Origin of the sequence: Mesorhizobium sp. M0317 (assembly GCF_040321555.1) — a bacterium.
In the GTDB taxonomy this organism is placed as follows: Bacteria; Pseudomonadota; Alphaproteobacteria; order Rhizobiales; family Rhizobiaceae; genus Mesorhizobium.
On record NZ_JAMYRV010000033.1, the window covers coordinates 56,005 to 75,105 of the forward strand.

Here is a 19,101-nt window from a genome sequence, read left to right on the forward strand (position 1 = left end):
GCCTCAGGTCGTCTCGACCTTCTTTGCCTTGCTCGAGCCGATCATCTTCCAGTTCTTGTAGAACATGGAATTGATGCGCTCGACGGTGACCGAAACGATGGCCAGAAGTCCGGCGATGAAACCGGGGAACGGCGACGGGCGGATGATGTCCATGAACACGCAGTAGCGGCGCCCATCATACTCGTTGACCGAGCGGTGCAGCAGCGTGTCGTCGAAAATATAGAGCGGGTTGTCGTGCCAGTAATTCCTGGCGCCGTTGCATTCGACGAAAACCTCTGCCTTCACCGGCAAGAGATTGTAGAGGATGCGCAGGCTGAGCCGCAGCGGTCCGAAATGCCAGGAAGTCGATTCCTTGCCTCTGAAGACAGACACGGCAATGGTCTTGATGTATTTGAAATCCTTGTTGAATTCCGCAACATTGTCGATCCGGTGCTTGCCGTACCACTGATAGACATACATGCCGCGACGACCGGTGCCGAAATTGGCGTCGATATCGGCGATGATCTCGTCCTTGCGCGCCTTGAAGACGTCAAGAACCTCGTTGACCTCGCGCTGATAATCGGCAGGAAACTGCTCCAGCTTCCACACACCCGGGTTGCGGTAGCAAACGAGGTCCACCAGCAGATTGAAGGGCGACAGCAGCCAGGTGAAGATGCCATTGCCGAGGAAATAGCCGCGCAACAGCGACAGATCCTTGCTGGCGTTGCGCAGCACATCGATCAGGCCGCAGACGATCCAGATCGTGGTCAGGATCGGAATGAAATAGAAGCCGAGCACGAGCAGCGGGACAGCAATCACAGCCTGGCGAAGCGTTTTGCGAAGGGATTTTGTCATTTCTGTTCGCGCCGCGCGCTGTCCCCGTTCCGAATTATCGCCCGTCCTGGCAGCCTCCCGGCCGAGTCATGCGACGTGATAGGGCTTTTTGTCATGCGGTACAATCACACTGCTGTGACTGGCGGGGACAGAATTTCAGTTCATCGCGGGCAGGCCGAGTTCGTCCCGTTTGTCCCGCGCACCTATTTTTCCCGCTCGCTGCGCAGCTTTGCCCAATAGTCCAGCCGTTTCTTGATATCGCGCTCGAAGCCGCGTTCGGGCGGATCATAAAAGGTCTGCCGGCCCATCTTTTCGGGGAAATAGTCCTGGCCGGAAAAGGCATCGGGCTGGTCGTGATCGTAGCGGTAGCCGGCGCCGTAATCCTCCTCTTTCATCAGCTTGGTCGGCGCGTTGAGGATGTGCTTGGGCGGCAGCAGCGAACCGAACTCCTTCGCCGCCCGCGTGGCTGCCTTGAAGGCGGTATAGACGGCGTTGGATTTGGGCGCGGTGGCGAGATAGACGGTGGCCTCGGCGAAGGCCAGTTCGCCTTCGGGCGAGCCGAGATAGTCGTAGGCGTCCTTGGCGGCGTTGGCGATAACCAGCGCCTGCGGGTCGGCCAGCCCGATATCCTCCATCGCCATGCGCACCAGCCGGCGGCCGAGATAGAGCGGATCCTCGCCGGCGTCGAACATGCGGGCAAGATAATAAAGCGCCGCGTCCGGGTCGGACCCACGCACCGATTTGTGCAGCGCCGAGATCAGATTGTAGTGACCGTCCTGGCCCTTGTCATAGATCGGCGCGCGGCGCTGGACGATGCGCTGCAGCCCTTCGGGATCGAAAACCTCGCCGGGTTTGGCGGCGCGCCAGACTTCCTCGGCCAGCGTCAGCGAGGCCCGGCCGTCGCCATCGCTCATGCGGATGAGCATCGCCCGCGCCTCGTCGTCGAGCGGCAGCGCCCTGCCCTCCGTCTCCTCCGCGCGCGTCATCAGCTTGGCAATGCTGTCCTCGCCCAGCGAGTGAAACACCAGCACCCGCGCGCGCGACAGAAGCGCGGCGTTCAGCTCGAACGATGGATTTTCGGTGGTGGCGCCGACCAGAACAACTGTTCCATCCTCCATGACCGGGAGGAAAGAGTCCTGCTGGGCACGGTTGAAGCGATGGATCTCGTCGACGAACAGCAGCGTCTGGCGGCCATTGGTGCGGCGCAGCTTCGCTGCTTCGAACACTTTCTTCAGGTCGGCGACGCCGGAAAACACCGCCGATATCTGCTCGAAAGCAAGACGGGTCTCGCCGGCCAGCAGCCGCGCAACGGTAGTCTTGCCGGTGCCGGGTGGCCCCCAGAAAATCATCGAGCCGAGCGAACCGGAGTTGATGAGCCGCGTCAGTGCGCCGTCGGGGCCGGTCAGATGCTCCTGGCCGACGACCTCGCCAAGGTTTTTCGGGCGCAGCCGATCGGCCAAAGGCCGGCCGGGCGGCGCTCTTTCCGGTTCATCGACGCTGAACAGATCGGCCATCTAGGTCTTCTGGTTGGAGCACGATCCTCAGAAATGGGAAGATCGCCTCAGTAACGCAACACCTGGCGCAGTATCTGCCCGCCGCGCTCGACGGTAAAGCGCCACCAGCGCGTATCCTGCTGGGCAAGCTGCGCCAGTGTCGCCGCCGTATCGACGGTGCTGCCGTTCACCTCGCGCACGATGTCGCCGGGCTGGAAGCCGAAATCGGCAGCCGGCGAATCGCGGTTGATGTCGACCACGGTGACCCCCTTGAGGTCGGTGCGCAGGCCAAGCCGCTGGGCGAGCCTGGGCGACAGTTCCGCGACCTTGGCGCCGGAGAACGGGCTGCGGCCATGCAGGGTCACTTCCGACGCCTTGGCGCCTTCCGGCGCGCGCTCCAGTGCAATCTCCATGGTCGCCTGCTGGCCCTTGCTCAGGATGGCGAAGGTCGCCTTGGTGCCGATCGACAGGGTCGCCATGCGGTAATCCAGCGCCTCGATGCCTTCGACCGTCGTGCCATTGAGCTGCAGCACGACATCGCCGGGCTTCAGCCCTGCCTTGGCCGCCGGTCCGGCTTCCTCAACCGACGACACCAGCGCGCCGGTCGGCTTCTCCATGCCGAGCGATTCGGCGATCTGCGGTGTGACCGCTTCGAACTCGGCGCCTATATAGGGCCGCTCGAAGAAATCGAGCCCGGCCTTGGCCGCGTCGGCGAAGGCGCGCACCATGTTGGCGGGGATGGCAAAGCCGATGCCGATCGAGCCGCCGCTGCGGCTGTAGATGGCGGTGTTGATGCCGACCAGCTGGCCGCCCATGTTGATCAGCGCGCCGCCGGAATTGCCGGGATTGATGGCGGCGTCGGTCTGGATGAAATAGCCCGAATCCGAAACGCCGATATGGCTGCGGGCAAGCGCCGAAACGATGCCGCTGGTGGTGGTCTGGCCGACGCCGAACGGATTGCCGATGGCCAGCACCAGGTCGCCGACCTCGAGCGCGTCGGAATCGCCGATGGCGATCACCGGAAACGGCTTGTCGGAGGTGATCTTGAGCACGGCAAGGTCAAGCGTCTCGTCCTTGAGCATGACCTTCGAGGTGAATTCGCGCCCGTCGGCGGTCGCGACCTTGACCTCGTCAGCATCCTTGATCACGTGGAAATTGGTGACGACGACGCCGCTCGGGTCGACCAACACGCCCGAGCCGAGCGAGGATTGCGCGCGCGGCTGCGCGCGGCCGAAGAATTCCTCGAAGAAAGGATCGCCGTCGAAGGGCGACGTGACCTTGGCCGTCTGCGAAGCATAGACATTGACCACCGCCTGCGCCGTCTGCTTGACCAGGGGCGCAAACGACAGCTGTACCTCTTCGCGGCCGAACGGCACGCGCTTGTCGGGACCGGAGGTGCCGTTCTCGCCTTCGACGCCATGCAGGAGGTCGGTCAGCACATCGGAGAGCCCCGGATCGGCTGGCTTGGCGGCGTCCTCGGCCAGCGCCTGCCTGACTGTCGGCGCGGCTGCGAACGCCATCATGGCGAAGAGCAGAACAAGAGACAGTCGGTTGGCGCGCATTCGCGAATCCTCCAAGGCAAATTCGGGGGCATTGTCCCGACGATTGTGCAGAATGAAAGGCTAATGCACTGAAATGCGGCGATTGTCGTGCAAAAGCACTTGGCCGGCAGGCAAAAAAGCCCGGCGAAGCATGCCCTTGCGACAATGCAAAAAAGGGGCCCGAAGGCCCCTTGAAAGTCATTCCTGAAAAACCGAGCCTTATGCGGCAGTGGCTTCCTCGTTGGCGCCTTCAGCTTCGATGCGGGCGCGGTCGCCGGCGCCCTTGGCCGAGGTGTCGCGATCGACGAACTCGATGACTGCCATGGCGGCATTGTCGCCGTGGCGGAAGCCGGCCTTCATGATGCGCAGATAGCCGCCATTGCGGGTGGCGTAGCGCGGCGCGATGGTGTCGAACAGACGCTTGACGACGCCTTCATTGCCGATCTGGGCAATCACCTGGCGGCGCGCATGGAGGTCGCCGCGCTTGCCGAGCGTCACCAGCTTCTCGACGATCGGACGCAGATCCTTCGCCTTAGGCAGGGTGGTGACGATCTGTTCGTGCTCGAGCAGCGACACGGCGAGGTTGGCGAACATCGACTTGCGATGGCTAATGCTTCGGGCGAAGCGGCGGCCTTTAAAACCGTGGCGCATGGCTCTTTTCCTTCTTCAGTTGTTCAAGAGGCCGTGGCCTCTGATGGTTTTCCGCATGACCGTCGGATCGAGCGGCTCACGCCGCCGATCCTTGGAAATTCATGCTCAATATTGGTCTTCGTAACGCTTGGCGAGGTCTTCGATGTTTTCCGGCGGCCAGTCCGGCACTTCCATGCCGAGGTGCAGGCCCATCGCCGCGAGCACTTCCTTGATCTCGTTCAGCGACTTGCGGCCGAAGTTCGGGGTGCGCAGCATCTCGGCTTCGGTCTTCTGGATGAGATCGCCGATGTAGACGATGTTGTCGTTCTTCAGGCAGTTGGCCGAACGCACCGAAAGCTCGAGTTCGTCGACCTTCTTGAGCAGCGCCGGGTTGAAGGCGAGCTCTGTGACGGCTTCGGTGGCGACTTCCTTCTGCGGCTCGTCGAAATTGACGAACAGGCCAAGCTGGTCCTGCAGGATGCGGGCAGCGAATGCCACCGCGTCCTCGCCCGAGATCGAACCGTCGGTCTCGATGGTCATGGTCAGCTTGTCATAGTCGAGAACCTGGCCCTCGCGGGTATTTTCGACCTTGTAGGAGACCTTCTTGACCGGCGAATACAGGCTGTCGACCGGGATCAGGCCGATCGGCGCGTCTTCGGCGCGGTTGCGGTCGGCCGGCACGTAACCCTTGCCGGTGTCGACGGTGAATTCCATGCGGATTTCAGCGCCCTCGTCCAGCGTGCAGATGACGTGGTCCGGGTTGAGGATCTCGACGTCGCCAACCGTCTGGATGTCGCCAGCCAGAACCGCACCCGGGCCCTGCTTGCGAACGACCATGCGCTTGGGACCATCGCCTTCCATGCGGATGGCGATTTCCTTGATGTTGAGGACGATGTCGGTCACGTCCTCACGCACGCCGGCAATCGACGAGAATTCATGCAGAACGCCGTCGATCTGCACGGCGGTGACAGCCGCACCGCGCAGCGAAGACAAAAGCACGCGGCGCAGCGCGTTGCCGAGCGTCAGGCCGAAGCCGCGCTCGAGCGGCTCGGCGACCAGCGTGGTCAGCGTCTTCTTCTTCGACGAGAACTCGATCTTGTTCGGCTTGATCAGTTCCTGCCAATTTTTCTGGATCATGATGCTTTCCTTCCGTTGACCCGCCACCATCCAATCGTGGCGGGCGACCTGGAGTGCCGTGGAGGAGCGCCTTGAGGCGCTCACGCGGCGTTCGGTAATGTCTTAGACGCGGCGCTTCTTGCGCGGGCGGCAGCCATTGTGCGGGATCGGCGTCACATCACGGATCGAGGTGATGGTGAAGCCGGCAGCCTGCAGGGCGCGAAGCGCCGATTCACGACCGGAGCCGGGTCCGCAGACCTCGACTTCGAGCATGCGCATGCCGTGTTCCTGGGCCTTCTTGGCGACGTCTTCGGCAGCCATCTGGGCGGCAAACGGGGTCGACTTGCGCGAACCCTTGAAGCCCTGGGCACCGGCCGACGACCAGGCAATGGAATTGCCCTGCGCGTCGGTGATGGTGATCATCGTGTTGTTGAAGGTCGAATTGACGTGGGCAACGCCCGACGAGATGTTCTTGCGTTCGCGACGGCGAACACGAGCGGCTTCCTTGGCCATGATAGTCCTTTCAGTTGATCTCTACACCGCCGTAATGCCAGCGGCTCCACCTTTGAAAGCGAGTAGTGAGCAGGGACCAGCGAATAGGGAACCCCTACTCGCTAATAGCCACTCGCTATCGCTCACTTACTTCTTCTTGCCGGCGATCGACTTGGCCGGGCCCTTGCGGGTGCGTGCATTGGTGTGCGTGCGCTGGCCGCGAACCGGCAGCGAACGGCGGTGACGCAGACCGCGGTAGCAGCCGAGGTCCATGAGGCGCTTGATGTTCATCGACACTTCGCGGCGCAGGTCGCCTTCGACCTGGTAGTCGCGGTCAATGGTCTCGCGGATCTGCAGCACTTCCGCGTCGGTCAGCTGGTTGACGCGGCGCTCGGCCGGGATGCCGACCTTGTCGACGATCTCCTGGGCGAACTTCTTGCCAATGCCGTGAATGTACTGAAGCGCAATGACGACGCGCTTGTTGGTCGGAATGTTGACGCCGGCTATACGAGCCATATTCTTCTCTTCTCCATGTGGGACCGGCCGGCCTTCAAAAAAAGGCATGCGCGGCGCTGTTCAAATTACCCGCGTCCGGTGGAGGCCGGCCCTTGCGGGAGTTCCCTAGTTTCAATGCGGCTGCCTTGCCCTTGCGGACAAGCAAAGCCTCATGCCTGATAGGAAGACGGGCCGCCATAACCCAGCGAACCATTCCAGTCAAGCGCAATCTTTACTTTACCGTAACGGTCTCCCGCGTCACCGCCGCGAGCAGCGCGTCAATCTCCGCCGTCACGGTGTCGACAGGGGCCATGCCGTCGACACTCCTAAGCGAGCGTTTGGCATAATAATAGCCGATCAGAGGCGCGGTCTTCTTGTAATATTCCCGCAGGCGCTCTTCGAACACCACCGGATTGTCGTCCTTGCGCACCGGCTGTCCGGCGGCCTTGGCGTCGTCGGCGCGCTTGACGATGCGGCCGACCAGCGCTTTGTCATCGACGACGAACTCGATCACGGCATCGAGGCCAATGCCGCGCTCGGCGAGCATCGATTCAACCGCATCGGCTTGCACCAGCGTGCGCGGATATCCGTCGAGGATGAAACCGTTGGTGCAATCGGGCTGATCGATGCGCTCGGCCACGATGGCGTTGACGATGGCGTCGGAAACCAGCTCGCCGGCATCCATCACCGCTTTGGCGCGCTTGCCGACTTCGGTGCCGGCCTGCACGGCCGCCCGCAGCATGTCACCCGTCGACAGCTGCGGTATGCCGTATTTTTCTACCAGTCTTTGTGCTTGCGTCCCCTTGCCCGCTCCTGGCGGCCCAAGCAATATCAATCTCATCTGGCCTTCTTCCCCCCGCGCAGCTTCGACTTCTTGATCAGGCCCTCATACTGGTGCGCGATCAGGTGACCCTGGATCTGCGCCACCGTATCGAGGGTTACACTGACCACGATCAGAAGCGATGTGCCACCGAGGTAGAATGGTACGCCAGTTGCCGAAATCAGGAACTCGGGCAGCAGGCACACCAGCACCAGATAGATGGCGCCGACGACGGTGATGCGCGTCAGGACATAGTCGATGTAATCGGCGGTGCGCTCACCCGGACGGTAGCCCGGAATGAAGCCGGAATGCTTCTTGAGCTGGTCGGCGGTGTCCTTCGGATTGAACACGATGGCCGTGTAGAAGAAGGCGAAGAACACGATCATTGCCGCATAGAACAGCATGTAGAGCGGCTGGCCGTGGCCGAGCGAAGCGAGCACGGTGCTTGCCCAGGCCGGCAGGTTTGTCGTCTGCGAGAAGCCGGCGACCGTTGCCGGCAGCAAAAGCAGCGACGACGCGAAGATCGGCGGAATGACGCCCGACGTGTTGAGCTTCAGCGGCAGATGCGAGGTGTCGCCCTGGAACATGCGGTTGCCGACCTGGCGCTTCGGATACTGGATCAGCAGGCGGCGCTGCGCGCGCTCGAAGAACACGATCAGCGCGATGACGATGATGGCCAGCACGATGATCGCGAGTATCAGCCCCGTCGATAGGGCGCCGGTGCGGCCGAGCTCCAGCGTGCCGGAGATGGCGCGCGGCAGGCCGGCGACGATGCCGGAGAAGATGATCAGCGAAATGCCGTTGCCGATGCCGCGGGCGGTGATCTGCTCGCCCAGCCACATCAGGAACATGGTGCCGCCAACCAGCGTGACGACGGTCGAGATGCGGAAGAACATGCCGGGATCGTTGACGATGCCGTTGCCGCCTTCCAGGCCCACCGAAATGCCGTAGGCCTGCACCAGCGCCAGGAGTACCGTGCCGTAGCGCGTGTACTGGTTGATGACCTTGCGGCCCTGCTCGCCTTCCTTTTTCAGCGCTTCCAGCGACGGAATGACCGAGGTCATCAGCTGCATGATGATGGAGGCTGAGATGTAAGGCATGATGCCGAGCGCGAAGATCGCCATGCGCTGCACGGCGCCGCCGGCGAACATGTTGAACATGCCGAGCACGCCCTTGGCCTGCGAAGAGAAGGCCTGCGCGAATGCATCCGGATTGATGCCGGGCAGCGGGATATAGGTGCCGAGGCGATAGACGAGCAGCGCGCCGACGGTGAACCAGATTCGCTTCTTCAGGTCCTCCGCCTTGGCGAAAGCCGCAAAGTTCAGATTCGAGGCTAGTTGTTCAGCAGCCGAAGCCATGCCTGATTCTCCGCTAGAGCATGATGCCGAAAAGTGTGAAGCGGTTTTCGGACAACGTCATGCGCTACTTCTTTGATTTGTATGCCACGCTCGATGCCCGCAGTTCAGGCGGCGCGTGGCACCGAAGCTCACGAGATAAGCTTAGGGCTCTAAACATGCAAGCGGCCGCGTTGACGGGGCCGCCTAATTGATTGGATCAAAGCGCAATCGTGAACAAAAACGGATACCGTTCCTGCCGGCCGCGCTTCAAATTGCCGTTACTCCGCTGCCGCTTCCGGCAGCTTGACCGAACCGCCGGCCTTTTCGATCTTCTCGATCGCGGCCTTGGAGGCGCCGGCGACGTCGAAGGCAAGCTTTGCCTTGAGTTCGCCGTCCGAGAGGATGCGCACGCCGTCCTTGACGCGGCGGATGACGCCGGCGGCAACGAGTGCCTCGGCCGTCACGGTCGCCTTGGCGTCGAGCTTCTTGGCATCGAGCGCCGTCTGGATACGAGCCAGCGACACGACGACAAAGCTCTTGGCGAAGATGTTATTGAAGCCACGCTTCGGCAGGCGCCGATAGAGCGGCATCTGGCCGCCCTCGAAGCCGTTGATGGCAACGCCGGAGCGCGCCTTCTGGCCCTTGACGCCGCGACCGCCGGTCTTGCCCGAGCCGGAGCCGATGCCACGGCCGAGACGCTTCTTGGAGTGCGTCGCGCCGTCCTTGTCACGCAGATCGTTGAGTTTCATCTGGGTTCTCCTGCGCTTTTGCTCAGCCCTCGTCCACGACGCGGACGAGATGCTGGACGGCAGCGATCATGCCGCGCACCGAGGGAGTGTCCTCCAGCGTGCGCTGCTTGTGCATCTTGTTGAGGCCGAGGCCGACCAGCGTTGCGCGCTGTTCCTTCGGGCGGCGGATCGGCGAACCGATCTGCTCAACGGTGATGGTCTTGGTTGCTTTCTTGGCCATGGTCAAAATCCCTGGTCAGATCGACTATTCTTCAGCCGCAACGGCGGTGCCGCGGCGGGCCTGAAGGGTCGAATATTTGATGCCGCGCGCAGCAGCCACATCCTTGGGATGCATCTGGCTCTTCAGCGCGTCGAACGTGGCGCGAACCATGTTGTAGGGGTTCGACGAACCCATCGACTTGGCGACCACGTCATGCATGCCGAGCGTCTCGAAGACAGCGCGCATCGGGCCGCCGGCGATGATGCCGGTACCCTGCTTGGCAGCGCGCAGCAGCACGCGTCCGGCGCCCCAGCGTCCTTCGACGTCGTGGTGCAGCGTGCGGCCCGAGCGCAGCGGCACGAAAATCATGTCGCGCTTGGCCGACTCGGTTGCCTTGCGGATCGCTTCCGGCACTTCGCGCGCCTTGCCGTGACCGAAGCCGACGCGGCCCTTCTGGTCGCCGACGACGACGAGTGCTGCAAAACCGAAGCGACGGCCGCCCTTGACGACCTTGGCGACACGGTTGATGTGGACGAGCTTGTCCACCATGCCGTCATCGCGTTCTTCACGATCGCGGCCGCGGCCGCCATCCCTACGTTCCTGTGCCATATCCTGTTCCTTGTTTTTTTCCGGAAGCACGGTTGCTGATAAGATCCGGTGCGCCTCTTTGGGTCACCGGGGGCGAATTATTTTTCCTTGCATGATCTTGTCCGAAAAGTCTGCAACTTTTTGCTGCGCTGACCTTCGGTTCGGGATCAGGCAATTAGAAGCTCAGACCGCCTTCACGGGCAGCCTCGGCCAGCGCCTTGACGCGGCCGTGATAGATGTAGGCGCCGCGGTCGAAGACGACTTCCTTGACGCCGGCCTTCGAAGCACGCTCGGCGATCAGCTTGCCAACAGCGGCTGCTGCCTCGGTGTCAGCGCCGGTCTTGAGCGAACCCTTGAGGTCCTTCTCGAGTGTCGATGCAGCCGCGATGGTATGGCCCTTGGCGTCGTCGATGACCTGCACGTAGATGTTCTTCGACGTGCGGTGAACCGAGAGACGCGGACGTTCGCCGGCGACCTTCTTGATCTGGCGGCGGACGCGCTGCGCGCGGCGCTGGATGGATTCCTTGGTAGCCATGATAATCTTCCTTGCCTTCAAAAAACGGGGGCCGCCATGTGCGGTAGGCGAAAGCGCCTCCCGCGACCGCTCCCCGCGGCGTTGCACTTCTTTGGCTTGGCCTTTTCCGAAAAGTCTGCAACTTTTCGGGCCCAGGCCTACTACTTCTTCTTGCCTTCCTTGCGGACGATCTTCTCGCCGGCATAGCGGACACCCTTGCCCTTGTAGGGCTCGGGACCGCGATACTCGCGGATCTCGGCTGCAACCTGGCCGACCTGCTGCTTGTCGATGCCGGTCACGGTGATTTCCGTCGGCTTCGGCACAGTGATCGTGATGCCGGCCGGCGTCTCGTAAACGACGTCGTGGCTGAAGCCAAGCGCCAGCTGCAGGTTCTTGCCCTGGAGTGCCGCGCGATAGCCGACGCCGGTGATCTCGAGCTTCTTCTCGAAACCGTCCTTGACGCCCTGCAGGATGTTGACGATCTGCGTGCGCGACATGCCCCACTTGGATCGGGCGGTCTTGGTCTGGTCGCGCGGCTGGACAGCGATTTCGCTGCCTTCCATCTTGACCAGCACTTCGTCGTTCACCACGAACTTCAGCTCGCCCTTGGGGCCCTTCGCCGTCACGGTCTGGCCGTTAACGGTCGCGGTCACGCCCTGCGGCAGCGAAACGGGTTTCTTTCCAATACGAGACATTTGGTTGTCCTCGTCACTTCTCTTGTTTCAGGTCTGCCGAATTAGAAAATCTGGCAGAGGATTTCGCCGCCGACATTCTGTTCGCGTGCTTCGTGATCGGCCATCACGCCCTTGGGCGTCGAAAGGATGGCGATGCCGAGGCCGTTGGCGACGTGCGGGATTGACTTTGCCGAGACGTAAACGCGGCGGCCAGGCTTCGAAACGCGGGCGATTTCGCGCACGACCGGAGCACCGTCGAAATACTTCAGCTCGATTTCGATTTCGGACTTGCCGTTGTCGAAGTCGGTCTGGCTGTAGTCGCGGATATAGCCTTCAGCCTTCAGCACGTCGAGGACGCGGGTACGCAGGCGCGACGCCGGCGTCGAAACGCTCGACTTCTTACGGCCATACGCGTTGCGGATGCGGGTCAGCATATCGCCGAGAGGATCGCTCAATGACATGTTATGTCCTCCTTACCAGCTCGACTTGACCAGGCCCGGGATCTGGCCGTTATTGCCGAGATCACGAAGCGCGATGCGCGATACTTTGAGCTTGCGATAATAGGCGCGCGGACGGCCGGTAACTTCGCAACGGTTGCGGATGCGGATCTTGGCCGAGTTGCGCGGCAGGGCAGCAAGCTTCAGCTGAGCGCGGAAACGCTCTTCCATCGGCTTGGACTGGTCCATGATGATCGCCTTGAGCGCTGCGCGCTTGGGACCGTACTGGTCGGCAAGCTTGCGGCGCCTGTTGTTCTTCTCGACTGAGCTGGTCTTTGCCATTTCAGATTTTTCCTTTTCTCGCTGCCGTTACTGGCGGAAGGGGAAGTTGAAGGCCTTGAGCAATGCCCTGGCTTCGTCGTCCGTCTTCGCAGTCGTACAAACGATGACGTCCATGCCCCAGATCTGATCAACCTTGTCGTAGTTGATCTCCGGGAACACGATGTGTTCCTTGATGCCCATGGCGTAGTTGCCACGGCCATCGAAGCTCTTCGGATTCAGTCCGCGAAAGTCGCGGACGCGCGGCAGTGCGATGTTCACGAGACGGTCGAGGAACTCGTACATGCGTTCCTTGCGCAGCGTGACCTTGGCGCCGATCGGCATCTTCTCGCGGACCTTGAAGCCGGCGATCGAATTACGGGCGCGGGTGACGACGGCCTTCTGGCCGGCGATCATCGCCAGGTCTTCGGCCGCGATCGAAGGCTTCTTCGAATCCGCGGTCGCTTCGCCGACGCCCATGTTCAGCACGATCTTGTCGATGCGCGGAACCTGCATCTCGTTCTCGTAGCCGAACTGCTCCTGCAGCGCCTTGCGGATGGTCTCGTTGTAGACCTGCTTGAGGCGCGGCGTGTTCTGGGCCTTGGACTGCTTGCTTTCAGCCTTGGGCTTCGTGGTTTGAGCCTTAGCCATTGATGACTTCTCCCGAGCGCTTGGCGACGCGCACCTTCTTGCCGTCCTTCTGGAAGATGAAGCCGACGCGGGTCGGCTTGCCATCCTTGGGGTCGGCGAGCGCGATGTTCGACAGCTGGATCGGCGCTTCCTTGGTGATGATCCCGCCCTCTTGGGACTGGGACTGCTTCTGGTGACGACGGATCATGTTGACGCCGCGCACCAGCGCGGTGTCTTCCTTCGGCTGAACCGAGAGGACTTCGCCCGAACGGCCCTTGTCCTTGCCGGCCAGCACGACGACCTTGTCGCCTTTTCTAATCTTTTGCATTGGTCCGGCTCCTTACAGCACTTCAGGCGCGAGCGAGATGATCTTCATGTGGTTCTTGGCGCGGAGTTCGCGCGGAACCGGTCCGAAGATACGCGTGCCGATCGGCTCTTTCTTGTTGTCGACGAGAACGGCCGCGTTCTTGTCGAAACGGATCACGCTGCCGTCCGGGCGGCGGATGTCCTTGGCCGTGCGAACCACGACCGCCTTCATCACATCGCCCTTCTTAACGCGGCCGCGCGGAATGGCTTCCTTGATCGACACCACGATGATGTCGCCTACGGAAGCGTATTTCCGCTTCGAGCCGCCCAGCACCTTGATGCACATGACACGACGGGCGCCTGAATTATCCGCGACGTCGAGGTTTGTTTGCATCTGAATCATGACTGGCCGCCTTCTTCTCTTCTAACGGGACGGGCTCAAAGCCCCTCCCCGGTCTGTCCAAAATTCGGTTTGTTACGCCTGGTCCGAAGACACGACGATCCAGCGCTTGTCCTTGGAAATCGGCTTCGATTCCTGGATGAACACCTGATCGCCGACCTTGTGGGCGTTGTTCTCGTCGTGCGCCTTGTACTTCTTGGTCATGCGCACGGTCTTCTTCATCACGGGATGCGTGAAGCGCCGTTCGACCTTGACGACTACCGTCTTCTCGTTCTTGTCGCTGACGACAGTGCCCTGCAGAATGCGCTTTGGCATGATTTTCGTCCTTAAGCCTTCTTGGCCGCGGACTTTTCCGCAGCGATGGTCTTGATACGCGCAATGTCCTTGCGAACCTGCCGCACGCGCGCGGTCTTCTCGAGCTGGCCGGTGGCCTTCTGGAAGCGCAGGTTGAACTGCTCCTTCTTCAGGCTGGCCAGATCGTCGGTCAGCTGGTCCTGGGTCTTGGTCCGGATGTCTTCGGCTTTCATGATCAGCCCGTCCTTATTCTGCGATGCGCTGTACGAAGCGCGTCCTGACCGAGAGCTTGGCCGCGCCGAGACGCAGCGCCTCACGGGCGGTTTCTTCGTTGACGCCGTCGATCTCGAACATGATGCGGCCCGGCTTTACGCGCGCCGCCCAGTAATCGACAGCGCCCTTGCCCTTGCCCATGCGCACTTCAGTCGGCTTCGACGTCACCGGCACATCGGGGAAAATACGGATCCACACGCGGCCGGCACGCTTCATCTCACGAGTGATCGCGCGGCGGGCCGCTTCGATCTCACGCGCGGTGACGCGGTTCGGCTCAAGCGCCTTCAGCCCGAAACCACCGAAATCCAGGTTGGTGCCGCCCTTTGCGGTACCATGGATACGGCCCTTGAACTGCTTGCGGAACTTTGTGCGCTTTGGCTGCAGCATCGTTCTAACTCCAAATTCCTAATAATCAGGCGTTTTCGCGACGACGACCGCGTTCGCGATCACCACCACCGCCATGCGCAGCATCACCCTCGGTCGCGCGACGCTCCGAAGCCATCGGATCGTGCTCGAGGATTTCGCCCTTGAACACCCAGACCTTGACGCCGCAGATGCCGTAAGCCGTATGCGCTTCGGCCGTGCCATAGTCGACATCGGCGCGCAGCGTATGCAGCGGCACGCGGCCTTCGCGGTACCATTCCATGCGTGCAATCTCGGCGCCGCCGAGACGGCCGGCGCAGTTGATGCGGATGCCTTCGGCGCCCAGGCGCATGGCCGACTGAACGGCGCGCTTCATGGCGCGGCGGAACGCGATACGACGCTCGAGCTGCTGGGCGATCGACTGGGCGACCAGGGTTGCGTCGATTTCCGGCTTGCGCACTTCAACGATGTTCAAGTGCGTCTCGGACTTCGTCATCTCCATCAGCTTCTTGCGAAGCTTTTCGATGTCGGCGCCCTTCTTGCCGATGATCAGGCCCGGGCGCGCCGCATGGATGGTGACGCGGCACTTCTTGTGCGGGCGCTCGATCACGACCTTGGAAATCGCAGCCTGCTTGAGTTCCTTTTCAAGATATTTGCGGATCTTGATGTCCTCATGCAGCAGCTTGCCGTACTCGCCGGTGTTCGCGAACCAGCGCGAATCCCAGGTGCGGTTGATGCCGAGGCGCAGACCGATCGGATTGACTTTCTGACCCATTATGCGGCCTCCCCTTTTTCTTCGACTTCACGAACGACGATCGTGAGGTGCGAGAACGGCTTTTCTATACGGCTGGCGCGACCGCGGCCACGAGCATGGAACCGCTTCATGACGATCGACTTGCCGACATAGGCTTCCGCCACGATCAGCGCATCGACGTCGAGGTCGTGGTTGTTTTCCGCGTTGGCGATCGCCGATTCCAGCGTCTTCTTGACCGTGCCGGAAATCCGCTTGGCCGAGAATTCGAGATCGGAAAGCGCTGTCGCGACCTTCTTGCCGCGGATCAGCGCGGCAACCAGGTTCAGCTTCTGCGGGCTGATACGGATCGTGCGCAGAACGGCGCGCGCTTCGTTGTCAGCAAGCCTGCGCGGAGCTTTGGCCTTGCCCATGATTATTTCCTCTTCGCCTTCTTATCCGCGCCGTGACCGTAATAGGTCCGGGTCGGAGCGAATTCACCGAACTTGTGACCGACCATGTCCTCGTTCACCGAGACGGGAACATGCTTCTGGCCGTTGTAGACACCGAAGGTGAAGCCGACGAACTGCGGCAGGATGGTGGAGCGACGGCTCCACATCTTGATCACCTCATTGCGACCACCTTCACGAACCTTGTCCACCTTCTTGAGAAGGTAGCCGTCGATGAAGGGGCCTTTCCAAATAGAACGAGTCACTTGGCGTTACCTCTTCTTAGCTCTTGCGCTGATGGCGCGAGCGCAGGATGAACTTGTCGGTCGCCTTGTTGGACCGCGTCTTCTTGCCCTTGGTCGGCTTGCCCCACGGGCTGACCGGATGACGGCCACCGGAGGTGCGGCCTTCACCACCGCCATGCGGATGGTCGACCGGGTTCATGGTCACGCCGCGATTGTGCGGGCGCTTGCCGCGCCAGACCGTGCGGCCGGCCTTGCCGTCGTTGATGTTGCCGTGGTCGGGGTTCGACACGGCGCCGACGGTGGCCATGCAGGAGCCGTGAACGACACGCTGCTCGCCCGAGTTGAGGCGCAGGATCGCCATGCCCTGATCGCGACCGACCAGCTGGCCGTAGCCACCTGCCGAGCGGGCAACCTGGGCGCCCTTGCCCGGCTTCAGCTCGATGTTATGGACGATCGTGCCGACCGGCATCGAGGCCAGCGGCATCGCATTGCCCGGCTTCACGTCGACCGATTCACCGGCCACGATCTTGTCGCCGGCGGCAAGGCGCTGCGGAGCGATGATGTAGGACAGCTCGCCATCGTCATACTTGATCAGCGCGATGAAGGCGGTGCGGTTCGGATCGTATTCAATGCGCTCGACCGTGCCGACGACGTCGAACTTGCGGCGCTTGAAGTCGATAATGCGGTACGAACGCTTGTGACCGCCGCCGATGAAGCGGGCCGTGATACGGCCGTGATTGTTGCGGCCGCCCGACTTGGTCAGGCCTTCGGTCAGGCCCTTGACGGGCTTGCCCTTGTAGAGGCCCGAACGGTCGACGATGACCAACTGGCGGGTGCTCGGCGTTACCGGGTTGAATTTTTTAAGTGCCATGTTTCTGTCCTCGCGGCCTAGCTCAGAGACCCGTCGCGACGTCGATCGACTGGCCGTCGGCCAGTGTCACGATCGCCTTCTTGACGTCGCTCTGGCGGCCGATCGTGCCGCGGAAGCGCTTGATCTTGCCCTTGCGGACAAGCGTGTTCACGGCCGTAACCTTGACGCCAAACAGCGCTTCGACAGCGGCCTTGATTTCCGGCTTCGACGCCTTCTTGGCGACGTTGAAAACAACCTGGTTGTTCTCGGAAGCCATGGTCGACTTTTCGGTGATCGCCGGCGAGACGATCACGTCGTAATGACGGAGGTCGGTCATTTAAAGCGCTCCTCGAGAGCCTCGACGGCGGCCTTCGAAAGGACCAGCGTGCCGCGGCGCAGAATGTCGTAGACGTTGATGCCCTGGATGGGCAGCACGTCGATGTTCGGGATGTTGGTCGCCGCCAGCTTGAAGTTCTGGTCAAGCTCGGCACCGCCAATCACCAAGGCGTTGGTCAGGCCCAGCGTCGCGAAATTCGCGATCAGCGCCTTCGTCTTGGCCTCGGTCAGCTTCAGCTCGTCGATGATGATGATCGACGCGCTCTTGGCCTTGGCCGAGAGAGCATGCCGCAAGCCCAGAGCGCGCACCTTCTTCGGCAGATCGTGCTCGTGGCTGCGAACGACCGGGCCGTGGGCCTTGCCGCCGCCGCGGAACTGCGGAGCGCGTGCCGAATGGTGACGGGCGCGGCCCGTACCCTTCTGCTTGTACATCTTGGCGCCGGTGCGCGCGATTTCGGCGCGGCCCTTGGCCTTGTGCGTGCCCTGCTGGCGCTTGGCCAGCTGCCAGCGCACGACGCGCTGCAGGATGTCCTCGCGCGGATCAAGGCCGAAAATCTCCTCGGAGAGTTTCACCTTGCCGGCGTCCTTGCCGCCAAGCGTTGTGATCTTGAGATCCATTATTCTGCTCCCTCTGCGGCCGGAGCCTCGTTCGTGGCAGCGCTAGCTGCAGCAACCGGGCGGATCGCGGCAGGCTTCGGCGCATTGGCCGGCAGTGCCACCTTGGCCGCATCGCGGACCAGGATCCAGGCGCCCTTCGATCCGGGAACCGCACCGCGGATCAGGATCAGGCCGCGATCGGCGTCGGTCGAAACGATCTCGACATTCTGTGTGGTGACGCGGGTGTCGCCCATGTGGCCAGCCATATGCTTGCCCTTGAACACTTTGCCCGGATCCTGACGCTGGCCGGTCGAACCGTGCGTACGGTGCGAAACCGAGTTACCGTGCGTCGCGCGGCCACCACCCATGTGGTGGCGCTTGATGACGCCCTGGAAACCCTTGCCGATCGTCGTGCCCGTCACATCGACCTTCTGGCCGGCGACGAAGTGCTCGACGGTGATCTCGGCGCCGACATCGATCATGTTGTCGGCGGAGACGCGGAACTCGGCGACCTTCGCCTTCGGCTCGACGGAAGCGGTCGCGAAATGGCCGCGCATCGCCTTCGACGTGTTCTTTACCTTGGCAAGGCCAACGCCGAGCTGGACGGCCGTATAGCCGTTCTTCTCCTGCGTGCGCTGAGCCACGACCTGGCAGTTCTCCATCTGGAGAACGGTGACGGGAACATGTTCCCCGGCATCATTATAGATGCGGGTCATTCCCACCTTCTTTGCAATCACACCTGAACGCATCGGTTCAATTCCTTTAGAGTTCCGGGCCAGGGGCACCGCCCCTTACCGCGCTCTCATTCCCTTAGAGCTTGATCTCGACGTCGACACCGGCGGCCAGATCGAGCTTCATCAAAGCATCGACCGTCTGCGGGGTCGGATCGACGATGTCGAGCAGACGCTTGTGCGTGCGCATCTCGAACTGCTCGCGGCTCTTCTTGTCGACGTGAGGCGACCGGTTGACCGTGAACTTTTCGATCCGCGTCGGCAGCGGAATGGGGCCGCGGACGTTTGCTCCGGTGCGCTTGGCCGTCGACACGATTTCTTTCGTCGAGGCGTCGAGCACGCGGTGATCAAACGCCTTCAGGCGGATGCGGATATTCTGTCCGTTCATGCGTCACTTCCTTGTTCTGGCGCGGCGCGGGCAAATCCTGCGCCCGCGACAGATCGGTTTAAGTCCAAATTACTCTTTGATGGTGACGACGATGCCGGCACCGACGGTGCGGCCGCCTTCACGGATGGCGAAGCGCAGCTTCTCTTCCATGGCGATCGGCACGATCAGCTCGACATCGACCGTGATGTTGTCGCCGGGCATAACCATTTCCGTGCCTTCCGGCAGCGACACGATGCCGGTCACGTCGGTCGTGCGGAAGTAGAACTGCGGACGGTAGTTGGTGAAGAACGGCG

The 19,101-nt window shown here is 61.9% G+C and carries 31 protein-coding genes; all 31 read right to left on the reverse strand.

Annotated features, from left to right (window positions below; translation table 11 throughout):
- Positions 1 to 3 precede the first annotated feature (3 nt).
- Positions 4 to 834 (reverse strand): aspartyl/asparaginyl beta-hydroxylase domain-containing protein, encoded by an 831-nt coding sequence (locus NKI88_RS21575; protein ID WP_023738900.1) that lies wholly within the window; start codon positions 832 to 834, stop codon positions 4 to 6.
- A 182-nt stretch (positions 835 to 1,016) separates the two neighbouring features.
- The gene (locus NKI88_RS21580; RefSeq protein WP_023738901.1) at positions 1,017 to 2,327 is read right to left on the reverse strand and encodes a replication-associated recombination protein A; all 1,311 of its coding nucleotides are present in this window, start codon (positions 2,325 to 2,327) and stop codon (positions 1,017 to 1,019) included.
- Positions 2,328 to 2,374: 47 nt separating this feature from the next.
- A complete protein-coding gene (locus tag NKI88_RS21585; RefSeq protein ID WP_352657099.1) occupies positions 2,375 to 3,868 on the reverse strand; it encodes a DegQ family serine endoprotease in 1,494 nt (497 codons plus the stop codon).
- Between the two features lie 198 nt (positions 3,869 to 4,066).
- Positions 4,067 to 4,498 (reverse strand): 50S ribosomal protein L17, encoded by a 432-nt coding sequence (gene rplQ, locus NKI88_RS21590; RefSeq protein ID WP_352657101.1) that lies wholly within the window; start codon positions 4,496 to 4,498, stop codon positions 4,067 to 4,069.
- Between the two features lie 105 nt (positions 4,499 to 4,603).
- Entirely contained in the window at positions 4,604 to 5,614 is a 1,011-nt protein-coding gene (locus tag NKI88_RS21595; RefSeq protein WP_023682599.1) for a DNA-directed RNA polymerase subunit alpha, read from the reverse strand.
- Positions 5,615 to 5,716: 102 nt separating this feature from the next.
- Positions 5,717 to 6,106, reverse strand: coding sequence for a 30S ribosomal protein S11 (gene rpsK, locus NKI88_RS21600; RefSeq protein ID WP_006205444.1), 390 nt, complete (start codon positions 6,104 to 6,106; stop codon positions 5,717 to 5,719).
- A gap of 126 nt (positions 6,107 to 6,232) precedes the next feature.
- Positions 6,233 to 6,601: a 30S ribosomal protein S13 gene (gene rpsM, locus NKI88_RS21605; RefSeq protein WP_006205445.1), complete on the reverse strand. Its 369-nt coding sequence runs from the start codon at positions 6,599 to 6,601 to the stop codon at positions 6,233 to 6,235.
- Positions 6,602 to 6,812: 211 nt separating this feature from the next.
- A complete protein-coding gene (locus tag NKI88_RS21610) occupies positions 6,813 to 7,421 on the reverse strand; it encodes an adenylate kinase (RefSeq protein WP_023738902.1) in 609 nt (202 codons plus the stop codon).
- Entirely contained in the window at positions 7,418 to 8,758 is a 1,341-nt protein-coding gene (secY, locus tag NKI88_RS21615) for a preprotein translocase subunit SecY (RefSeq protein WP_023672761.1), read from the reverse strand. The genes NKI88_RS21610 and secY overlap by 4 nt, the downstream gene beginning before the upstream one ends.
- 257 nt (positions 8,759 to 9,015) lie before the next feature.
- The gene (gene rplO / locus NKI88_RS21620; RefSeq protein ID WP_023672760.1) at positions 9,016 to 9,486 is read right to left on the reverse strand and encodes a 50S ribosomal protein L15; all 471 of its coding nucleotides are present in this window, start codon (positions 9,484 to 9,486) and stop codon (positions 9,016 to 9,018) included.
- Positions 9,487 to 9,508: 22 nt separating this feature from the next.
- Positions 9,509 to 9,706 (reverse strand): 50S ribosomal protein L30, encoded by a 198-nt coding sequence (gene rpmD / locus NKI88_RS21625; protein ID WP_006205449.1) that lies wholly within the window; start codon positions 9,704 to 9,706, stop codon positions 9,509 to 9,511.
- Positions 9,707 to 9,730: 24 nt separating this feature from the next.
- A complete protein-coding gene (gene rpsE / locus NKI88_RS21630) occupies positions 9,731 to 10,294 on the reverse strand; it encodes a 30S ribosomal protein S5 (RefSeq protein WP_006333394.1) in 564 nt (187 codons plus the stop codon).
- Positions 10,295 to 10,448: 154 nt separating this feature from the next.
- The gene (gene rplR / locus NKI88_RS21635; protein ID WP_023682602.1) at positions 10,449 to 10,808 is read right to left on the reverse strand and encodes a 50S ribosomal protein L18; all 360 of its coding nucleotides are present in this window, start codon (positions 10,806 to 10,808) and stop codon (positions 10,449 to 10,451) included.
- Between the two features lie 140 nt (positions 10,809 to 10,948).
- Entirely contained in the window at positions 10,949 to 11,482 is a 534-nt protein-coding gene (rplF, locus tag NKI88_RS21640) for a 50S ribosomal protein L6 (protein WP_023682603.1), read from the reverse strand.
- A 41-nt stretch (positions 11,483 to 11,523) separates the two neighbouring features.
- Positions 11,524 to 11,922: a 30S ribosomal protein S8 gene (gene rpsH, locus NKI88_RS21645; protein WP_006205453.1), complete on the reverse strand. Its 399-nt coding sequence runs from the start codon at positions 11,920 to 11,922 to the stop codon at positions 11,524 to 11,526.
- A gap of 12 nt (positions 11,923 to 11,934) precedes the next feature.
- The gene (rpsN, locus tag NKI88_RS21650) at positions 11,935 to 12,240 is read right to left on the reverse strand and encodes a 30S ribosomal protein S14 (protein WP_010909282.1); all 306 of its coding nucleotides are present in this window, start codon (positions 12,238 to 12,240) and stop codon (positions 11,935 to 11,937) included.
- Between the two features lie 27 nt (positions 12,241 to 12,267).
- Positions 12,268 to 12,867 (reverse strand): 50S ribosomal protein L5, encoded by a 600-nt coding sequence (rplE, locus tag NKI88_RS21655; RefSeq protein WP_023672755.1) that lies wholly within the window; start codon positions 12,865 to 12,867, stop codon positions 12,268 to 12,270.
- Entirely contained in the window at positions 12,860 to 13,174 is a 315-nt protein-coding gene (gene rplX / locus NKI88_RS21660) for a 50S ribosomal protein L24 (protein ID WP_013531428.1), read from the reverse strand. The genes rplE and rplX overlap by 8 nt, the downstream gene beginning before the upstream one ends.
- Positions 13,175 to 13,186: 12 nt before the next feature.
- Complete coding sequence (gene rplN, locus NKI88_RS21665; RefSeq protein ID WP_006205457.1) at positions 13,187 to 13,555, reverse strand: 50S ribosomal protein L14; 369 nt, start codon at positions 13,553 to 13,555, stop codon at positions 13,187 to 13,189.
- Positions 13,556 to 13,627: 72 nt separating this feature from the next.
- Positions 13,628 to 13,867 carry a 30S ribosomal protein S17 gene (gene rpsQ, locus NKI88_RS21670; protein WP_010909280.1) on the reverse strand — a complete coding sequence of 80 codons (240 nt, stop codon included), beginning with the start codon at positions 13,865 to 13,867 and terminating at the stop codon, positions 13,628 to 13,630.
- 11 nt (positions 13,868 to 13,878) lie between these two features.
- Positions 13,879 to 14,079 carry a 50S ribosomal protein L29 gene (rpmC, locus tag NKI88_RS21675; RefSeq protein ID WP_006205459.1) on the reverse strand — a complete coding sequence of 67 codons (201 nt, stop codon included), beginning with the start codon at positions 14,077 to 14,079 and terminating at the stop codon, positions 13,879 to 13,881.
- 13 nt (positions 14,080 to 14,092) lie between these two features.
- Positions 14,093 to 14,506, reverse strand: coding sequence for a 50S ribosomal protein L16 (gene rplP, locus NKI88_RS21680; protein WP_006205460.1), 414 nt, complete (start codon positions 14,504 to 14,506; stop codon positions 14,093 to 14,095).
- A gap of 25 nt (positions 14,507 to 14,531) precedes the next feature.
- A complete protein-coding gene (gene rpsC, locus NKI88_RS21685; protein WP_023672753.1) occupies positions 14,532 to 15,257 on the reverse strand; it encodes a 30S ribosomal protein S3 in 726 nt (241 codons plus the stop codon).
- Positions 15,257 to 15,646 carry a 50S ribosomal protein L22 gene (gene rplV / locus NKI88_RS21690; protein WP_006205462.1) on the reverse strand — a complete coding sequence of 130 codons (390 nt, stop codon included), beginning with the start codon at positions 15,644 to 15,646 and terminating at the stop codon, positions 15,257 to 15,259. The genes rpsC and rplV overlap by 1 nt, the downstream gene beginning before the upstream one ends.
- Positions 15,647 to 15,648: 2 nt before the next feature.
- Positions 15,649 to 15,927, reverse strand: a complete 279-nt coding sequence (rpsS, locus tag NKI88_RS21695) for a 30S ribosomal protein S19 (RefSeq protein ID WP_006205463.1) — start codon at positions 15,925 to 15,927, stop codon at positions 15,649 to 15,651.
- Between the two features lie 16 nt (positions 15,928 to 15,943).
- Complete coding sequence (rplB, locus tag NKI88_RS21700; protein ID WP_023706515.1) at positions 15,944 to 16,777, reverse strand: 50S ribosomal protein L2; 834 nt, start codon at positions 16,775 to 16,777, stop codon at positions 15,944 to 15,946.
- Positions 16,778 to 16,799: 22 nt separating this feature from the next.
- A complete protein-coding gene (locus NKI88_RS21705) occupies positions 16,800 to 17,093 on the reverse strand; it encodes a 50S ribosomal protein L23 (protein WP_023672751.1) in 294 nt (97 codons plus the stop codon).
- Entirely contained in the window at positions 17,090 to 17,710 is a 621-nt protein-coding gene (gene rplD, locus NKI88_RS21710) for a 50S ribosomal protein L4 (protein WP_023672750.1), read from the reverse strand. Before rplD ends, NKI88_RS21705 begins: the two co-directional genes overlap by 4 nt.
- The gene (gene rplC / locus NKI88_RS21715) at positions 17,710 to 18,438 is read right to left on the reverse strand and encodes a 50S ribosomal protein L3 (RefSeq protein WP_023691244.1); all 729 of its coding nucleotides are present in this window, start codon (positions 18,436 to 18,438) and stop codon (positions 17,710 to 17,712) included. Before rplC ends, rplD begins: the two co-directional genes overlap by 1 nt.
- Positions 18,439 to 18,499: 61 nt before the next feature.
- Complete coding sequence (rpsJ, locus tag NKI88_RS21720) at positions 18,500 to 18,808, reverse strand: 30S ribosomal protein S10 (protein ID WP_010909272.1); 309 nt, start codon at positions 18,806 to 18,808, stop codon at positions 18,500 to 18,502.
- Between the two features lie 69 nt (positions 18,809 to 18,877).
- Positions 18,878 to 19,101 (reverse strand): EF-Tu C-terminal domain-related protein (locus NKI88_RS21725; RefSeq protein ID WP_502902439.1); only part of this gene is annotated, 224 nt, incomplete at its 5' end.

Excerpts from the sequence above, each read along its gene's own strand:
- NKI88_RS21585 (WP_352657099.1), bottom strand. The coding sequence starts at position 3,868 with ATGCGCGCCAACCGACTGTCTCTTGTTCTGCTCTTCGCCATGATGGCG.
- rpsQ (WP_010909280.1), bottom strand. The coding sequence starts at position 13,867 with ATGCCAAAGCGCATTCTGCAGGGCACTGTCGTCAGCGACAAGAACGAG.
- NKI88_RS21595 (WP_023682599.1), bottom strand. The coding sequence starts at position 5,614 with ATGATCCAGAAAAATTGGCAGGAACTGATCAAGCCGAACAAGATCGAG.
- rpsK (WP_006205444.1), bottom strand. The coding sequence starts at position 6,106 with ATGGCCAAGGAAGCCGCTCGTGTTCGCCGTCGCGAACGCAAGAACATC.
- NKI88_RS21610 (WP_023738902.1), bottom strand. The coding sequence starts at position 7,421 with ATGAGATTGATATTGCTTGGGCCGCCAGGAGCGGGCAAGGGGACGCAA.
- rplR (WP_023682602.1), bottom strand. The coding sequence starts at position 10,808 with ATGGCTACCAAGGAATCCATCCAGCGCCGCGCGCAGCGCGTCCGCCGC.
- NKI88_RS21580 (WP_023738901.1), bottom strand. The coding sequence starts at position 2,327 with ATGGCCGATCTGTTCAGCGTCGATGAACCGGAAAGAGCGCCGCCCGGC.
- rpsJ (WP_010909272.1), bottom strand. The coding sequence starts at position 18,808 with ATGAACGGACAGAATATCCGCATCCGCCTGAAGGCGTTTGATCACCGC.
- rpsE (WP_006333394.1), bottom strand. The coding sequence starts at position 10,294 with ATGGCACAGGAACGTAGGGATGGCGGCCGCGGCCGCGATCGTGAAGAA.
- rpsN (WP_010909282.1), bottom strand. The coding sequence starts at position 12,240 with ATGGCAAAGACCAGCTCAGTCGAGAAGAACAACAGGCGCCGCAAGCTT.
- rplP (WP_006205460.1), bottom strand. The coding sequence starts at position 14,506 with ATGCTGCAGCCAAAGCGCACAAAGTTCCGCAAGCAGTTCAAGGGCCGT.
- rplV (WP_006205462.1), bottom strand. The coding sequence starts at position 15,646 with ATGGGCAAGGCCAAAGCTCCGCGCAGGCTTGCTGACAACGAAGCGCGC.
- rplN (WP_006205457.1), bottom strand. The coding sequence starts at position 13,555 with ATGATTCAGATGCAAACAAACCTCGACGTCGCGGATAATTCAGGCGCC.
- rplB (WP_023706515.1), bottom strand. The coding sequence starts at position 16,777 with ATGGCACTTAAAAAATTCAACCCGGTAACGCCGAGCACCCGCCAGTTG.
- NKI88_RS21705 (WP_023672751.1), bottom strand. The coding sequence starts at position 17,093 with ATGACCGACCTCCGTCATTACGACGTGATCGTCTCGCCGGCGATCACC.
- rplE (WP_023672755.1), bottom strand. The coding sequence starts at position 12,867 with ATGGCTAAGGCTCAAACCACGAAGCCCAAGGCTGAAAGCAAGCAGTCC.
- secY (WP_023672761.1), bottom strand. The coding sequence starts at position 8,758 with ATGGCTTCGGCTGCTGAACAACTAGCCTCGAATCTGAACTTTGCGGCT.
- rplC (WP_023691244.1), bottom strand. The coding sequence starts at position 18,438 with ATGCGTTCAGGTGTGATTGCAAAGAAGGTGGGAATGACCCGCATCTAT.
- rplO (WP_023672760.1), bottom strand. The coding sequence starts at position 9,486 with ATGAAACTCAACGATCTGCGTGACAAGGACGGCGCGACGCACTCCAAG.
- rpmD (WP_006205449.1), bottom strand. The coding sequence starts at position 9,706 with ATGGCCAAGAAAGCAACCAAGACCATCACCGTTGAGCAGATCGGTTCG.
- rplX (WP_013531428.1), bottom strand. The coding sequence starts at position 13,174 with ATGCAAAAGATTAGAAAAGGCGACAAGGTCGTCGTGCTGGCCGGCAAG.
- rpsC (WP_023672753.1), bottom strand. The coding sequence starts at position 15,257 with ATGGGTCAGAAAGTCAATCCGATCGGTCTGCGCCTCGGCATCAACCGC.
- rpmC (WP_006205459.1), bottom strand. The coding sequence starts at position 14,079 with ATGAAAGCCGAAGACATCCGGACCAAGACCCAGGACCAGCTGACCGAC.
- rpsH (WP_006205453.1), bottom strand. The coding sequence starts at position 11,922 with ATGTCATTGAGCGATCCTCTCGGCGATATGCTGACCCGCATCCGCAAC.
- rplF (WP_023682603.1), bottom strand. The coding sequence starts at position 11,482 with ATGTCTCGTATTGGAAAGAAACCCGTTTCGCTGCCGCAGGGCGTGACC.
- NKI88_RS21575 (WP_023738900.1), bottom strand. The coding sequence starts at position 834 with ATGACAAAATCCCTTCGCAAAACGCTTCGCCAGGCTGTGATTGCTGTC.
- rplQ (WP_352657101.1), bottom strand. The coding sequence starts at position 4,498 with ATGCGCCACGGTTTTAAAGGCCGCCGCTTCGCCCGAAGCATTAGCCAT.
- rplD (WP_023672750.1), bottom strand. The coding sequence starts at position 17,710 with ATGGATCTCAAGATCACAACGCTTGGCGGCAAGGACGCCGGCAAGGTG.
- rpsM (WP_006205445.1), bottom strand. The coding sequence starts at position 6,601 with ATGGCTCGTATAGCCGGCGTCAACATTCCGACCAACAAGCGCGTCGTC.